The 16,671-nt window shown below is 34.6% G+C and carries 17 protein-coding genes; 13 read left to right on the forward strand and 4 right to left on the reverse strand.

All coding sequences use genetic code 11. From position 1 onward, the window contains the following. Positions 1–169 precede the first annotated feature (169 nt). Positions 170–1,267 (forward strand): M24 family metallopeptidase, encoded by a 1,098-nt coding sequence (locus tag HUW50_RS18270; protein ID WP_083964583.1) that lies wholly within the window; start codon positions 170–172, stop codon positions 1,265–1,267. A gap of 32 nt (positions 1,268–1,299) precedes the next feature. After that, positions 1,300–2,001, forward strand: coding sequence for a thermonuclease family protein (locus HUW50_RS18275; RefSeq protein WP_066330938.1), 702 nt, complete (start codon positions 1,300–1,302; stop codon positions 1,999–2,001). Between the two features lie 58 nt (positions 2,002–2,059). On the opposite strand, the gene HUW50_RS18280 is transcribed toward HUW50_RS18275, so the two are convergent. Next, positions 2,060–3,097 carry an EAL domain-containing protein gene (locus tag HUW50_RS18280; RefSeq protein ID WP_260445716.1) on the reverse strand — a complete coding sequence of 346 codons (1,038 nt, stop codon included), beginning with the start codon at positions 3,095–3,097 and terminating at the stop codon, positions 2,060–2,062. A 531-nt stretch (positions 3,098–3,628) separates the two neighbouring features. Here HUW50_RS18280 and pfkA point away from each other — a divergent pair. Beyond that, a complete protein-coding gene (gene pfkA, locus HUW50_RS18285) occupies positions 3,629–4,588 on the forward strand; it encodes a 6-phosphofructokinase (RefSeq protein ID WP_066330934.1) in 960 nt (319 codons plus the stop codon). 577 nt (positions 4,589–5,165) lie between these two features. Here the strand turns inward: pfkA and HUW50_RS18290 are convergent. Continuing rightward, positions 5,166–5,381, reverse strand: coding sequence for a hypothetical protein (locus HUW50_RS18290; RefSeq protein WP_157094367.1), 216 nt, complete (start codon positions 5,379–5,381; stop codon positions 5,166–5,168). A gap of 258 nt (positions 5,382–5,639) precedes the next feature. Between HUW50_RS18290 and HUW50_RS18295 the strand changes: the two genes are divergently transcribed. Further along, positions 5,640–5,915, forward strand: a complete 276-nt coding sequence (locus tag HUW50_RS18295) for a hypothetical protein (RefSeq protein WP_066330927.1) — start codon at positions 5,640–5,642, stop codon at positions 5,913–5,915. 163 nt (positions 5,916–6,078) lie between these two features. Next, positions 6,079–6,162, forward strand: coding sequence for a putative holin-like toxin (locus HUW50_RS27605; protein ID WP_372442211.1), 84 nt, complete (start codon positions 6,079–6,081; stop codon positions 6,160–6,162). Positions 6,163–6,517: 355 nt separating this feature from the next. On the opposite strand, the gene HUW50_RS18300 is transcribed toward HUW50_RS27605, so the two are convergent. Continuing rightward, positions 6,518–6,946 (reverse strand): hypothetical protein, encoded by a 429-nt coding sequence (locus HUW50_RS18300; RefSeq protein ID WP_066330924.1) that lies wholly within the window; start codon positions 6,944–6,946, stop codon positions 6,518–6,520. A 222-nt stretch (positions 6,947–7,168) separates the two neighbouring features. Between HUW50_RS18300 and glcT the strand changes: the two genes are divergently transcribed. From glcT to splB, 6 genes are all read left to right on the forward strand, one after another. Beyond that, on the forward strand, positions 7,169–8,008 hold the full coding sequence (gene glcT, locus HUW50_RS18305; protein WP_066330920.1) for a glucose PTS transporter transcription antiterminator GlcT: 840 nt from the start codon (positions 7,169–7,171) through the stop codon (positions 8,006–8,008). A gap of 248 nt (positions 8,009–8,256) precedes the next feature. Then, positions 8,257–10,365: a glucose-specific PTS transporter subunit IIBC gene (gene ptsG / locus HUW50_RS18310; protein ID WP_066330916.1), complete on the forward strand. Its 2,109-nt coding sequence runs from the start codon at positions 8,257–8,259 to the stop codon at positions 10,363–10,365. Positions 10,366–10,456: 91 nt separating this feature from the next. Beyond that, on the forward strand, positions 10,457–10,723 hold the full coding sequence (locus HUW50_RS18315; RefSeq protein ID WP_066330906.1) for a phosphocarrier protein HPr: 267 nt from the start codon (positions 10,457–10,459) through the stop codon (positions 10,721–10,723). After that, positions 10,723–12,444: a phosphoenolpyruvate--protein phosphotransferase gene (ptsP, locus tag HUW50_RS18320; protein ID WP_066330904.1), complete on the forward strand. Its 1,722-nt coding sequence runs from the start codon at positions 10,723–10,725 to the stop codon at positions 12,442–12,444. The genes HUW50_RS18315 and ptsP overlap by 1 nt, the downstream gene beginning before the upstream one ends. Positions 12,445–12,603: 159 nt before the next feature. Continuing rightward, the gene (locus tag HUW50_RS18325; RefSeq protein ID WP_066330901.1) at positions 12,604–12,846 is read left to right on the forward strand and encodes a transcriptional regulator SplA domain-containing protein; all 243 of its coding nucleotides are present in this window, start codon (positions 12,604–12,606) and stop codon (positions 12,844–12,846) included. Between the two features lie 87 nt (positions 12,847–12,933). Beyond that, the gene (gene splB / locus HUW50_RS18330) at positions 12,934–13,962 is read left to right on the forward strand and encodes a spore photoproduct lyase (RefSeq protein WP_066330897.1); all 1,029 of its coding nucleotides are present in this window, start codon (positions 12,934–12,936) and stop codon (positions 13,960–13,962) included. A gap of 112 nt (positions 13,963–14,074) precedes the next feature. On the opposite strand, the gene HUW50_RS18335 is transcribed toward splB, so the two are convergent. Beyond that, on the reverse strand, positions 14,075–14,740 hold the full coding sequence (locus tag HUW50_RS18335) for a GNAT family N-acetyltransferase (protein ID WP_185653097.1): 666 nt from the start codon (positions 14,738–14,740) through the stop codon (positions 14,075–14,077). 142 nt (positions 14,741–14,882) lie between these two features. Here HUW50_RS18335 and HUW50_RS18340 point away from each other — a divergent pair, with 142 nt between their 5' ends. Then, positions 14,883–15,668 (forward strand): SDR family oxidoreductase, encoded by a 786-nt coding sequence (locus HUW50_RS18340; protein ID WP_066330891.1) that lies wholly within the window; start codon positions 14,883–14,885, stop codon positions 15,666–15,668. A 74-nt stretch (positions 15,669–15,742) separates the two neighbouring features. Next, positions 15,743–16,612 (forward strand): NAD(P)-dependent oxidoreductase, encoded by an 870-nt coding sequence (locus HUW50_RS18345; protein WP_066330888.1) that lies wholly within the window; start codon positions 15,743–15,745, stop codon positions 16,610–16,612. The last annotated feature ends 59 nt before the right edge of the window (positions 16,613–16,671 follow it).

Raw genomic sequence — 16,671 nt, forward strand, 5'->3', positions numbered from 1 at the left:
TTTTGTGAAACATAACAAGAAAAATGACCTATATTTCATAAATCCTTTAATATATTGAGTTATAAGCTATATGTGGATTTTGTTAAATGTACTTCGTGATGAATCAGTTTTTTCTAAAAGTTTAGATATGGTATCATTATAGTAATATAGTTTGAAAGGTAGTGGGAAAGTGCAAAAGCGTCTTACGAAACTAACAAATTGGTTACAAGAAAGTAAAATTGATATGTGTTTTATCCAATCAAAGGAAAATGTCTTTTATTTAACGAACTTTTATACAGATCCACATGAACGATTAATGGGGTTATTTTTGTTCAAAAATACTGAGCCGTTCTTCGTTTGTCCGCAAATGGAAGCCAGACAAGCGAAAGAGGCAGGCTGGAATTATCAGATTGTAGGGTATGGTGATCATGAAAATCCATGGGAATTAATCCACCAATTCCTTATCAAACAGAAACTAACTATTCAAACACTAGCGATTGAAAAAGAAGTAACATCGTATAGTAGAGTTGAAAGCTTGCTACAAATTGTCAAACCTAGTCAAGTTGTACCTGTTGAAAATATTTTAAATGAATTTCGTGTTATTAAAGATGAAAAAGAAGTTTCCATCTTAAAACAAGCTGCAGAACTTGCAGACTATGGGGTTCAAGTTGGGATTAATGCACTTAAAGACGGTGTAACCGAAATGGAAGTTCTTGCTACAATTGAGTACGAACTAAAGAAAAAGGGTATCCGCGAAATGTCCTTTTCAACTATGGTGTTATTTGGAGAAAAATCAGGTCAGCCTCATGGGAATCCAGGAGGAAAGAAGTTAAGTGAAGGGGACTTTGTTTTATTTGATCTAGGTGTTATCCTTGATGGCTATTGTTCTGATATTACGCGGACATTTGTTTATAAAACATATAATGAACAACAAAAGCGAATCTATGATACCGTGTTAAAAGCGCAATTAGCTGCATTACAATCAAGTAAACCAGGAATCCGCATTGGTGACCTTGATTCAACTGCAAGAGCAATTATTACTGATTCAGGGTATGGAGATTATTTCCCTCATCGTCTAGGACATGGTTTAGGGATAAATGTTCATGAATATCCATCAATGAGTCATACAAATGACGAGCTACTAAAGGAAGGTATGGTATACACAATCGAACCTGGAATCTACATACCGAATATTGGTGGAGTTAGAATTGAAGATGATGTGCTCATTACGAATAATGGATTTGAAACATTAACGAAATTTCCAAAGGAGTTTACGATTATTAAATAATCGTAATTAGTGTTTTGAAGGGGAAAAGAAAATTGAAAAAATGGATAGTTGTAGTCATTATCTTATTACTTACATCTGGTTGTTCACTTCACCAAAATGATTCTCGTTTTATTGCAGCTGAAGTAATAAGAGTTGTAGATGGTGATACAATAAATGTACAAATAAATGGGGAAAAGGAGACAGTGAGACTTTTATTAATTGATACACCTGAAACAGTTCATCCTACTAAACCAGTACAACCATTTGGTCCCGAGGCTAGTAGCTTTGTAAAAGAGTTGTTGAATGGAGCAAACGTTCAATTAGAGATGGATATTGGTGAACGTGATAAATACGGGAGACTGCTAGCTTATGTATATATTGACGATAAGATGGTCAATGAAATGCTTCTTGAAAAAGGTTTAGCAAGGTTAGCGTATGTTTTTGAGCCAAATACAAAATATGTTGACGATTTTTCTACTATTCAAAAGCAGGCACAGCAACAGGGAATTGGAATTTGGAGTATTGAGAATTATGCAACAGACCAAGGCTTTGCTGAAAATGAGATTCAAGTAAATAGAACTGATGAAACAGTAAAAGCCACTGAAGGCTGCACAATTAAAGGAAATATTAATTATAAAGGGGAAAAGATATATCATACAGAAGAATCCTCTTCATATAAAGTTACTAAGCCTGAAGAAATGTTTTGCTCTGAAGCAGAAGCAATTTCAGCAGGTTATCGAGCAGTAAAAAGATAAGATGAAACGTAAAAAAAGAGGAAGACCCATCAATGATGGTGCTTCCTCTTTTAGTTGACTACACATTCAATTTTGTATTTTTAAGACCAAGAGTACTCGGTGTTTCGCTTGGTCTACCAATATAATATCCTTGACCTAAATGAACGCCTAGCAATTTTAAATAATCATATTCACCCTTGTGTTCAATCCCCTTGGCTAGGACACAAATATTTAGCTTATTAGCAATTTGAAGAATACTATTTAAAAAAGCTTGTTTATCCTCGTTTAGATGACAATCTTGAATAAACTTCTTATTAATACTTAAATAATCTGGTTGAATTTTTGATAGCTTGTCTAAAATTGAGAAGTTTAAGCCTACATCATCGAGTGCAACCTTCATTCCATAATCTTTATACTTTTTTAGGATGTTTATTAAATGATCTAAATTTACAATGTTTTCAGTTTCTGCTACTTCAAAAACAAGATCGTCTGGAGATACCTTGTATTTCATGGCAATTTGATAGGTTTGTTTGATGCAAAGCTCTGGATTAGATATTGTAGATGGTATAAAATTAATAAAGCTTTTAATCCCTTTTTGAAGTTTATTGTAGCGTCCTTGAATGGCGACCTCTTGAGCTTTCTGATCTAAAAGAGATAGCATATTTGTTTTTTTAGCTACCTCGAATAATTGACTTGGGAAAATCGATTGATCCTTTACACGAAGTAAGGACTCAAACCCTAAAATTGATTCATTTTTCAAGTTTACAATCGGTTGAAGAAAACTGATAAATTCTCCGTGTTTAATGATATCTACCGTATTTTCATGTAATGTATGTTCATAAATTGTTTTCAATGAAAATATGTCAAATGAGTCTGGAAGTTCCTCTTGATGAATAGATCCTTCGTATGTAGAAATATTATCCATTTCATAGTGGATAAATGAAAGGTATTCTTTAAGATCTGCTTTCGTTTTATAAGCAATACAATAGTGGGTGGATGTTATTTGAGAAAAATATAGCTTATTTAAAACCTTTATTAATTTCATGTCATTGTTTGGAAAAATGGAAAAATATCCTTCAGGATAGATTATAAGTGGTTGAAAATTTGAATGACACATTACGTCCAACTATATCCCCTCACTCCTCGAAAAATTTGATTTTTCTAATTTTATCAAATTTTATCCAAAAGTAAAACGATTAAAGATTTTGAAGGTCTTTTAAATGCAGTTAGGTTCGTGAAATCTAATTTAAAAACCGCGTCGAATAACCGTTTATTCTACATTATTTCTAAAAGTTTACAATTTTGTAACAAACTTTAAACTAAGGTGTTGTATCCGATGCAGACGTTCGCTTTCTGCTGAAGGTACAGGAGATCTCCTCTGTGTATTAATGAATTTAAAGGGTGTAATAATTAGCTAATTTAATGTAGGAAAAACTTTATCTAAATTGTTTAGAAAGCTATGAACAGGAAACGATATAGTGAGATGCCTATGAGTGTGCATTTTACAATACTTTAAATTTGGGTAAAACGGAAAAGTAATTGTAGAAAATTTGATAAACAATGTGATTTCAATATACATATTTTGAACCAAAACGGTAGTGAGGCCTATAATATCGTAACTGTTTCTAATTATTAAGGGGGCAATTTCATGAAGAAAATTGCAGTTTTAACAAGCGGAGGAGATTCACCTGGTATGAATGCTGCCATCCGTGCAGTTGTTAGGAAAGGAATATATTCTGGATTTGAGATTTATGGTGTTTATTATGGATATGCTGGTCTTATGGAAGGCAATATAAAAAAGCTTGAATTAGGTTCTGTTGGTGACATTATTCATCGTGGTGGGACGATTTTGTATTCAGCAAGATCGGAAGAATTTAAAAGGGATGAATCACAGCATAAGGCAATTAAGCAACTTAGAGCACTTGGGATTGAAGGACTTGTTGTCATTGGTGGGGATGGTTCATATCGAGGTGCTGCAAAATTAACTGAAAAGGGCTTTCCTTGTGTTGGTTTACCAGGAACGATTGATAATGATATTCCTGGGACTGATTACACAATTGGGTTTGATACTGCCTTAAATACTGTTATAGGTAGTATTGATAAAATTCGTGATACAGCAACATCACATGATCGAACATTCATTATTGAGGTTATGGGAAGACATGCTGGTGATATTGCTCTTTTTTCAGGTCTTGCAGTTGGTGCTGAAACAATATTAATTCCCGAAAGACCATATGAAATTGAGGATGTTGTTCAGAGGCTTCAAAAAGGGATTAAACGTGGGAAAAAGCATTCCATTATTGTCCTAGCAGAAGGTGTAGGTTCTGCTAATGATCTCTCAAATGAATTAAAGGAAAAATACCAATTAGAAACACGAATTTCCGTGTTAGGTCATATTCAACGTGGTGGTTCGCCAACAGGCTTTGATCGTGTATTGGCTTCTCGAGTAGGTGCTCGAGCAGTTGAGTTATTGGTAGAAGGAAAAGGGGGACGTGCGATCGGAATGCAAAAGCAGGAAATTGTTGACCACGATATTATACAAATTCTTAAGCAAAAAGATGCTCTACCAGAGGGTGTTTATACGTTATCACAACAATTATCGATCTAGAATTGGAAAATGGAAAGAAGCTGACTTTGATTAGTCAGCTTCTTTTAGTCGGTTCATTTAAATTATAAAACCGTCAACTAGTGAACAGTCTTACAATTGATTAGTATAACTATGTAAACATATTTTGGCATCATTAAAGCTGCAGTTTAAATGAAACGAATATGATGAGTGAAGCATTCCAATTGTTTGACGCATTTAAGATATAAGCCCTTCCTCTCTTATATCGATACGGCTCCTAGGCCGCGCCACTAAACACTAGCGTCTGCTGGTATCTTCGTGAAGTCATCATTTCGTAGCGCGCTACTTATGTAATACCCTCAATTTTATTGAGAAAACCTATTATTTTATATTCATAACTTTTCTTTACAATATGTGTTTAACGCTGAAGTGTTACTAATTGAAAATCCAGAATAACTGTTTAATAATGAGCTGGCTAACGTTGTCTAGTTAGTCAGCTTTCAATTTTGCTTTAAGTGATAAATAATGATAGAACTCTTGAAAGAAAAGATTGGTAGGTACATTGGGGGATGTAGTAAGTAAATTATCTTAGACGAAGTAATCAGTGTATTTGTCTGTTTCATGAGACTTTAATTTTTTTGCTCCAGCTTGCTGATAAAATTTGATCTAATGAAAAGCTACGAATTTGATTACGTAAATAACAATATGCGACTACTTTTTCTTTACTTATTCTCCTCACCAGAACCTTTCTTTGAGAAAACTCCCCACATTTTGATAAATAAATAATTTCAATAGGTACCTGATTTTCTAAGCTAAGATTTAGATATTGTTTCAACAATTTCACCTCCCATACAAATCTAATTTTATTATACAAGAACATACATTCCTTTATGCAAAAAAACCGAAAATACGTTCGTCATTTATCAATTTAGCTAAATTTGTATGAGACAGTAGGGCGCTTATTCTTTCTTATTAAGTTTTAAGTTTTACCATATTTTCCATTTTGAGAACGTATGATGATAATAGGAATATACCTGGAATTAGTTAGGTATTTCACTTTCTCATGGTAAAGAGTTGAAAGGGGAGAATGAAGATGACTGAACAGGAAAAAGTAAAGTTAATACAAGAAATCTCAGAGGATATCATTCGAATTTCTGTAAAAGATCTAAAAGGTAAGAATAATAGTGACCATGAAAAGGCGGTTGAATTATTAGCAAGGGCATTATATGATTTTTCAGCATTATATTTATCACCACAGTCGCTTCATGAAGAAGCGCTGAAGGGGACTGTTGCTAAGGTGAAAATTGCTTTTAATATATTAGATCGAATGAAAAAAACAAATGTTGTCGTAACAAGAATAAACAATTAAAAAAAGTGGTTAATTGGTTGTGCGAAAGCAGGATATTTAAGTTGTCCCTTAGGATGAAATAACTAAATAAGAACATATGTTCCATAATTCATTAAGTTTATGATACAATTAATTTGCAGTCAGCTAGATCAAACAAGCCCCTTTTGAAAGGGGGTGATGCTTGTTGACAATATATGAAAGCTTAATTGTTATGTTTAGTTTTGCTTCATTAATTGTGACGATTTTAGCTTTTTCACAAAAAAAATAGACCTTGTATAGGTCTACAAATCTTATGTGTGATTTACGACTGCAGACTGTGGATGCGGCAACATCCACGGTCAATATTACATATATTATATCATAAAGCGAAATATGATTCAGTAAAGAACTGTAAAATGAAAAAGACGGAATAATCCGCCTTTTTACAAAGATTTATTTGTTTTTCTTTTTTTGCTTTTTAGATGTCATTTCATTTGAAAATTCAGTTTCCATAGCTTGATTCTGTTGTTGTTGAAATTGTTGTTCTTTACTATCATTGCTTTTCTTCAATTTGACTCACCTCCGAAAATAACTATTTTTAACCCGCTCATAAGTGTTAGTTAAAACGTAAAAAAATATACGTGCTACTTAACATTTAATTTTTCAAAAAGTGGCAAAAAGTCATATTCAATATCAAAAAACATTGGTGTATTCTCATCATTATATAAAATAACTTTACCCTGTCCTTTTGCTGCAGGGTTATATAATAGTAAGACTTCGCTCACAATATCTTCAAACCATTTATTTTTTATTTTAAGTGATTTTGTTAAAGGAATTTTTATTAAGTAACCCTGCTTTGGTACTGGGTTTGCTTGTACAGTTACCCCAGTTATTGATTTAATTGCATTCTCCACATCCTTATCTATTTCTTCTGTACTCTCGAGCTCCTTTATAATTGTACTAGTCTCAATATCTAAAACTTTAATCGTTCCATCTGATGCAGAGATTGTTTTAATATTTAAAAATAAGCTAATACAAAAAAGAAAAAGAATGATTTTTATGCTTTTTCTCAATCTAATCACCTCGTCTTTACCATCCCCTAAAAATTCCACTTTACATGTGTAAATATTGGCTAAAAAATATGTAAATAAAAATGACAAACCTCAAAAATAAACCATTTAAATGTCAAGGGTTTTTTTCACTAATTTTTTCTACAAAAAGTGACAAATTCATTGACGTTCCTTGTTAACTTATGTACGATAAAAAAGATTCAATGAAAAGGAGCTGTGGATTTCGTGAAGGAGTCCTTTGAAATAAAAAAATCACTAAATAACAATGTTTTAATTGCCAAGCATAATTCATTCGGTGAGGTTGTTTTAATAGGTAAAGGAATTGGCTTTGGGAAAAAACAAGGCGATGTCATTGAGGATTCTGGTTATGAAAAAATGTTTGTGTTAACCAATCAAAAGGAGCAGGAACAATATAAAATGCTATTATCAGATATTGATGAGGACATGCTTGATGTCGTTCAAGATGCAATCCAATATATATCTGAACGTGTTGAGCAGCCATTAAACGAACATATTCACATATCATTAACTGATCACATAACCTTTGCTTTAAAGCGTTTACAGCAAGGGATGGATTTGAAAAATCCATTCTTAATAGAAACAAAATCGCTTTATCCCTTTGAATTTCAGCTTGCTAAAGAAGTTATCGAACGAATCAATCAAAGACTAAATGTACATTTACCTGATGGTGAAATTGGCTTTATCGCATTACACATTCATAGTTCAATTACAAATAAGCCCCTATCAGAAGTCAATCAGTACTCACAATTAATTAGTAAATTAACAGATGTCATTGAGGAATCTTTAAAAATTGTAGTTGATCGAGAAAGTGTTAACTATTTAAGGCTAATTCGACATCTTCGTTATACAATTGAAAGGGTTAACTCTGGTGAATCAGTAGCAGAACCAGAAAAATTAGCTTTTTTGTTGAAAAAGGAATATCCGCTGTGCTACAATACTTCTTGGAAAATGATTAAAGTAATGCAACAGTCATTGAAAAAACCTGTTTATGATGCAGAGGTTGTTTATTTAACAATGCACTTATATCGTCTAACTAATAAATAATAAAATAAATGTAACCGATATTATTCACGTGTTACTGATTCGATCAGGCATGAGTGAACAAGAGGTGTTTTTATTTGCTATTTTGGGGAAGTATACCTATTAGCAGATAAATCTCTGTTCACCATGCCTTTTTTATTTGTTTTTAGACTCCAGTCTAGGTTGTAAACGGTTAAAGCACAAAGTGATTTTACTATTTCATTGTTTTTTTGTTGCTCTTTGTCATCAAAATATATATGGAGGTTATTAACATGTTTAAAAATGCTTTCGGCGTCCTTCAAAAAATAGGACGTGCTCTAATGTTGCCGGTTGCATTATTACCAGCTGCTGGACTATTATTGGCATTGGGTAATGCTTTACAAAATGAAACATTAACTGATCTTGCTCCATTTTTAACAAGCGATTGGGTTGTTTTGATTGCGAGTGTAATGGAAAACGCAGGTAATATCGTATTCTCAAATCTACCTGTCTTATTCGCCGTTGGGGTTGCAATTGGTCTTGCTAACGGAGATGGAGTTGCTGGTATTGCTGCTTTAATCGGTTATTTAATTATGAATGTTACGATGAGCAGTATTTTAAAAGGCTTAGGTGTAATGCCTACAGATTCGGCAGCATTAGCAGAGTTTTTAGCAAGTCATAGTGCTGCTTATGGAAATGTACTTGGTATCCCAACATTGCAAACAGGTGTTTTCGGTGGGATTATTGTAGGTGTTTTAGCATCCTATATGTACAATAAATTCTTTACAATAGAATTGCCACAATACTTAGGGTTCTTTGCCGGAAAACGATTTGTTCCAATTGCAACAGCAGCCTCAGCTGTATTACTTGGAATTCTTATGTACTTTGTATGGCCGCCAATTCAATCTGGCTTAAATGCATTCTCAACAAACTTGTTAGATGCAAATAGAACATTAGCTGCTTTTATTTTCGGTGTGATTGAACGTTCATTAATACCATTCGGTTTACATCATATTTTCTATTCGCCATTCTGGTTTGAATTTGGTTCTTATGTGAATGCTGCTGGTGATACTGTACGTGGTGACCAGACGATATTCTTTAACCAAATTAAAGATGGTGTACAAGATTTAACTGCAGGAACATTTATGACTGGTAAATTCCCATTCATGATGTTTGGATTACCTGCTGCAGCATTAGCAATTTATCATGAAGCAAAACCTGAGAATAAAAAAATTGTTGCTGGTTTAATGGGTTCTGCAGCATTAACTTCATTCTTAACAGGTATTACAGAACCACTTGAATTTTCATTCTTATTTGTGGCTCCGGTTTTATTTGGAATACATGCAGTTTTTGCTGGTTTATCATTTATGACCATGCATCTTTTAGATGTTAAAATAGGGATGACATTTTCTGGTGGATTAATTGACTTCCTATTATTTGGTGTATTAAACTCACAAACAAATTGGTGGTTAGTAATCCCAGTAGGCTTAGTTCTCGCGGTTATTTACTACTTCGGATTTCGTTTTGCGATCCGTAAATGGAATCTTGCAACACCTGGTCGTGAAGATACTGAGGTCGAAACAACTGATGCACGCGATTCAAAACCAACAACTGCTGGTGAATTACCAGTGCAAATTTTAGAATCACTTGGTGGACAAGAAAACATCAAACATCTTGATGCATGTATTACTCGTCTACGTGTAACTGTAAATGATGCAAAAGAGGTAGATAAAAACCGCTTGAAAAAGCTTGGTGCATCTGGAGTATTAGAAGTTGGTAATAATATCCAAGCTATCTTCGGACCAAAGTCAGATAACTTGAAAACGCAAATTCAAGATGTAATGGCTGGAAAAAAACCAAGAGTAAATAAAACACATTCGCAAACTCAAGAAGTACAAGAACAAGTTGAAGATGTTGTGGCAGACGGTTTGAAAAATAATGTAGTTGAAGAAACACTTGTTTCACCTCTAACAGGGGAAATAAAGGAAATTACTGAAGTCCCTGACCAAGTATTTTCAGGGAAAATGATGGGTGATGGATTTGCAATCTTACCAACAAATGGAACGGTTGTTTCACCTGTCAACGGTAAAATTTTAAATGTGTTTCCGACAAAGCATGCAATAGGAATTCAATCAGATGGTGGAAAAGAAATCTTAATTCACTTCGGTATTGATACAGTAAATCTAAAAGGTGAAGGCTTTGAAACATTTGTTCAAGAAGGTGACATTGTAGAGCAAGGTCAAAAATTGCTTGAAGTAGATCTTGAATATGTGAAACAAAACGCACCAACAGTTATGACTCCAATAGTTTTCACTAACCTTAAAGAAGGACAAACAATAAAACTACAAGCAAATGGTAATGTAACTGCTAAAGACGAGAACATAATCTCGATTGAACAATAAGAAATAAATACGCCACACTTGTCTTTTGATTCGTGTGGCTGATAAAATAGTATTTTGTAGAATATTGTAACTTAAAGGAGAATGATGAAAAATGGCAGAAAAAACATTTACAGTAACAGCAGAAACAGGTATTCACGCTAGACCAGCAACAGTATTAGTACAAACAGCAAGCAAATTTGATGCAGATGTTAACTTAGAATACAATGGCAAAACAGTTAACTTAAAATCAATTATGGGTGTAATGTCTTTAGGTATTCCTCAAGGCTCTCAAATTAAAATTATTTCATCTGGTGGAGATGCGGACGAAGCAATCGCAGGTATCGAACAAACACTTAAAAATGAGGGGCTTGGCGAATAATGAGTGCGAACTTAAAAGGGATAGGAGCTTCAGCGGGTATTGCGATTGCAAAAGCGTACCGCTTGGAGGAACCTGAACTAAAGATTGAAAAAAAAGAGATAACAGACAAAGAAGCTGAAAAACAGCGTTTTGAACTGGCAATCAACCAATCAAAAGCTGAGCTTGAAAAAATTAAAGAGCATGCTAACCGTGAGTTAGGTGCGGATAAAGCTGAAATTTTCGCAGCTCATTTATTAGTATTAAGTGATCCTGAGCTGCTTAATCCTGTATTAGATAAGGTAAGCACTGAAGGTGTTAATGCTGAATTTGCAATGAAAGAAACGGCTGATATGTTTGTTTCTATGTTTGAATCAATGGACAACGAGTATATGAAAGAGCGCGCAGCAGATATCCGTGACGTTACAAAACGTGTAATCGCACATTTGTTAGGTGTTCAAATTCCAAATCCTAGCATAATATCCGAGGAAGTTGTGATTATTGCAGAAGATTTAACACCTTCTGATACAGCTCAGTTAAATCGTCAATTTGTAAAGGGATTTACAACAGATATTGGCGGACGTACTTCTCATTCAGCAATTATGGCCCGCTCAATGGAAATACCAGCAGTAGTTGGTACGAAACAAGCTACATCCAGTATTGAGAATGGTGTCATGGTAATTGTCGATGGACTTGATGGAGATGTAATTATTGATCCTTCATCAGAAGTTATTGCTCAATATGAAGAGAAAAAAGCAAAATACGAAGCTCAAAAAGCAGAGTGGGCGAAGCTAGTTAACGAGCCAACTGTTACAAAAGATGGCCAACATGTAGAGCTTGCAGCGAATATTGGTACACCTGATGATGTTAAAGGTGTATTAGAAAATGGGGGAGAAGCAGTAGGTCTATACCGTACTGAGTTCCTTTACATGGGTAGGGATCAGCTTCCAACAGAGGACGAGCAATTTGATGCTTATAAAGCTGTTCTAGAAAGAATGGAAGGAAAACCTGTTGTTGTTCGTACACTAGACATCGGTGGAGACAAAGAGCTTCCATACTTAAATCTTCCAAAAGAAATGAATCCGTTCTTAGGGTTTAGAGCGATTCGTTTATGTTTAGAAGAACAAGACATTTTCCGTACACAGCTACGTGCATTATTACGTGCAAGCAGCTATGGTAATTTGAAAATCATGTTTCCGATGATTGCAACAGTTTCTGAATTTAGAGAAGCTAAAGCAATTCTATTAGAAGAAAAAGAAAAGCTAGTTGCAAATGGTGTACAAGTATCAAATTCAATCGAAATTGGTATGATGGTGGAAATTCCATCTACAGCTGTAATGGCTGATCAATTTGCCAAAGAAGTTGACTTCTTTAGTATTGGAACGAATGATTTGATTCAATACACAATGGCTGCTGACCGTATGAACGAGCGTGTTTCATACTTGTATCAACCTTACAATCCAGCGATTTTACGCCTAATTTCAATGGTTATTGATGCAGCACATAAAGAAGGAAAATGGGCTGGTATGTGTGGAGAAATGGCAGGCGATCAAATTGCCATTCCATTATTACTTGGTCTAGGACTTGATGAGTTCTCAATGAGTGCTACATCGATCCTTCCTGCACGTACACAAATTAAAGAGCTTTCTAAAGAGCAGGCTCAAAGCGTTAAAGAAAAAGTTTTAGCAATGAGCACAACTGAAGAAGTTGTTGAATTTGTTAAAGAGACATTCCATATTTCATAAAATAAAAGGACAGGCTACTAGCTTGTCTTTTTATTTTGGTTAAATGTTATTGAGTACTAACAGAGGCTAGGTGCTTTCTGATGAACTTTCCATTTTATATTATGAGCTAAGTTGGGGAACCTACCTTTAAGAATGTACATTTTAGGAGGTTGTGTTTCAATGGAAGGAAACAATTTTCAGATTGGTGAAGAGGTATATGTAATATACCGAAATCCGCATGCTGCCAATGTAGCCAATATTGAAAAAGCAGAAATCGTAGAGCATCCAAATAATCCTAAAGAGTTAGCCCTGTTTCTACACGATGCTTATCATCCTTTAGCTGATGATGATGCTGTCTTTTCAAGCTTTGATGAGGCTGAAGAGCTATACAATCAATTATTTGATTATCAACAATACGATTAACAGGAAATATTTATTTCGATTAACAAATGGAGAATAAGCAAAGGTTATCCATATAGAAGTCTTTTCTATTTAGGAGATGAGATCAAATTGATTAAACCATTTGTACCGCAATTAGTATATATCGAGCCTAGAGCTTTAGAATATCCCCGTGGTGTTGAGTTGAAGGAGAAATTTGAAAAGATGGGGCTTGAGATCAGGGAAACAACATCTCATAATCAAGTTCGAAATATTCCTGGTAATAATCATCTGCAACAATATCGCACAGCAAAGTCTACGCTTGTAGTAGGTGTTAGAAAAACATTAGAATTCGATAGCTCCAAACCTTCAGCTGAATATGCAATTCCACTCGCAACTGGTTGTATGGGTCACTGTCATTATTGCTATTTACAAACAACAATGGGAAGTAAGCCATACATACGGACATATGTAAATGTTGATGAGATCCTTAATCAGGCTCAAAGCTATATGGAAGAGCGTGCACCACAGATTACACGATTTGAAGCATCATGTACATCAGATATTGTTGGAATAGATCATTTAACACATTCGTTAAAATCAGCCATTGAATTCTTTGGTCAAACAAATATGGGAAGGTTACGTTTTGTAACGAAATTTCATCATGTCGATCATTTATTAGATGCAAACCACAATGGGAAAACAAGGTTCCGATTTAGTATCAATGCTGATTATGTAATTAAGAATTTTGAACCAGGAACCTCATCTTTGGATTTACGTATTGAGGCTGCAGTAAAAGTGGCAAAGGCGGGTTACCCTTTAGGTTTTATTGTTGCACCAATTTATATCCATGAAAACTGGCAGGAGGGCTATAAAGTATTATTTGAAAAGCTTGATGCCCAACTTCCATCTGATGTAAGAGATGATATTACCTTTGAAATGATTCAGCATCGTTTCACCAAACCAGCAAAACGAGTCATCCAAAAAAACTACCCCAAAACAAAGCTTGAATTAAATGAAGAAGAAAGACGATACAAATGGGGAAGATATGGGATTGGAAAATACATTTACCCAAAAGATCAAGAACAAGAGCTTCGTGAAACACTTGAGGATTATGTCGATCACTACTTTCCAAATGCAAAGGTTGAATATTTTACGTAAAGGCAGGAGGTGAACCTGTCTTTCTTTTATGACTACCGTGTTATCCGACAATTGCTGGGGAAAGCCCCTGAGTAGGTGCCAATACACAATTGACTTTGCTGCTACATTTCTTCTATGTAAACGGATTTTTCCATTCCATCAACATACCATAATGACAAGAGTCCTCGTCCTCCAAATAATTTTCCACAGGACAAACCGGTGTTCTACCACAATGTAATAAGAAAGACATAACAGGATCTTTTAACTTCCCAGTTAATATTGCGTCCACATACTCATTAATCGAGTGATCTTTACTAACCTTATGATAGCCTGGTACCCTTCCACCTCCTATCAATCGTTCCAAATTTAACGAGATAACAATTTTATACATCGATTGCATTAACCACTTACCCACACCTAATTTCCGGTAAGAAGGTGCAACACAAATATCAACAACATACAAAGAATTGCCTGAAGGAAGATGATTAGTTATATACCCATTATCTGTGGCATCTTCCCACGAATGATATTGATGAACATTATGATCAAATTGAACAATCAATCCTGTCATGGAACCAATAATCCTACCGTCAATTTCAGCGCAGATGGCCCCTTCAGGAAAAAAGTTCACATGATTTTGTAACTGGTCTGTATTCCACCATAACTCTGAAGGAAATGGAGGTGGAAAGCTTTCTTTTTGAATCAAAAGCAACTGTTCAAAATCAGTTTGTGTATATTGACGAAAAACAGTCTTAACAGGTATTCCATCATTAAATAAATAAAGTTCTTTCCGAAACATTTGAGTTACCTCCTAAATAAAAAAATTAAAAATAAGCAGGCATTCATTTTCTAATAAGTATTAATTTTCAGGAGACTTTATTTCATACGTTATTTAGAAAGTGATAAAATAAACGTATCTATTATATATGGGGTGGCGAAAAATGAATCTAGGTTTTCAAGGAAAAAACGCACTTGTTATTGCATCAAGCCAAGGATTAGGAAAAGCAATTGCTCAAAAGCTTGCTGCACAAGGTGTTAATGTCATGATATCCAGTCGTGATCAGGAAAAATTAAAAGCTGTAAAAAAAGAACTAGAGCTTTCTAGTAAAGGGAAAATTGAATTTTATTCGTGTAATATAAAAAGTCCAAATGAAATTAAACTACTCATCGAAACAACGGTAGACGCATTCGGTTCAATTGATTTCCTTGTTAATAATGCAGGAGGACCACCAGCTGGAACATTTGAAGAAATGACAGATGATGATTGGCAACATGCTTTTGAATTAAATCTATTAAGCTATATTAGAATTATGAGAGAAATTTTACCACATATGAAGAACAACGGTGGGAAAATTGTCAATATAGCCTCATCCTCAGTAAAAGAACCGATTCCAGGATTGATCCTGTCCAATACTTTTCGAACAGGAATTGTTGGCTTAACAAAAACACTAGCAAGCGAGTTTGCACCATATAATATCTTAATTAACACGGTTGCACCAGGTAGGATTGCTACAGAACGAGTAGCGTTTTTAGATGCCGATGCAGCAGATAGGCAAGGAATGACAAAAGAAGAAATCGAAGAAAAGATGAAGAAGACGATACCGTTAGGACGATATGGAGAGCCAAACGAATTTGCGAATTATGTAAGCTTTCTATTATCTGATGCAAATAGTTATATGACAGGACAAACCTTATTAATTGATGGTGGTATGTTGAAGTCCATATAATAAATGGGGGATGACTCGAAAAATTCTTTATTTTATGTCATAAGCCAAATATTAATAATCAGGAGGAAACTTAAATGAAACCAACAGTTGGATTTATTGGCCTAGGGGTTATGGGGAATAGTATGGCAAATCATATCTTAAAAGCAGGTTACCCTTTAACTGTCTATACAAGGACGAAAGAAAAAGCGGAAGAACTTCTCAAAGTAGGAGCAAGATGGAAGGATTCGGTAAATGAACTTTCTAAAGCTAGTGATATCATTATTACAATGATTGGCTACCCAAAGGATGTAGAAGAAGTTTATTTAGGTCAAAATGGAATTTTACAAGCTGCAAAACCAAATACATATGTAATTGATATGACGACATCACAACCAACATTAGCTAAAAAAATTTATGAACAAGCTAGAGAAAGGAAAGTATATTCACTTGATGCTCCAGTTTCAGGAGGAGATATTGGTGCAAGAGAAGCAAGACTAGCAATTATGGTTGGTGGTGATAAAGCAGCTTTTGAAACATGTTTACCATTGTTTGAAGTAATGGGAAAAAATATTGTTTATCAAGGAGAAGCGGGTTCAGGTCAGCACACAAAAATGTGTAATCAAATTGCAATCGCCTCTGGTATGATAGGTGTTTGTGAAGCGATCGCTTATGCAAAAAAATCAGGCTTAGATGCAACCAATGTACTAAAGAGTATCTCAACTGGTGCTGCAGGAAGTTGGTCACTTAGTAATTTAGCGCCTAGGATGCTTGCAGATGATTTCGAACCAGGATTTTTTGTTAAGCATTTTATAAAGGATATGGGGATTGCTTTAGAAGAATCTAATAACATGAATGTAAACACACCAGGATTAGAGCTTGCACATACGCTTTATGAACAGCTTGCTAAGTCAGGTGAAGAGAACAGTGGAACACAAGCATTACTAAAGCTATGGAAGACCGAATAAAAAAATTCTAGAGCAAGAGCCTTCCATTTGAAACTAATTTAAATGGAAAACGTCTATTA

It is taken from the genome of Metabacillus sp. KUDC1714 (assembly GCF_014217835.1).
Classification (GTDB): Bacteria; Bacillota; Bacilli; order Bacillales; family Bacillaceae; genus Metabacillus; species Metabacillus rhizosphaerae.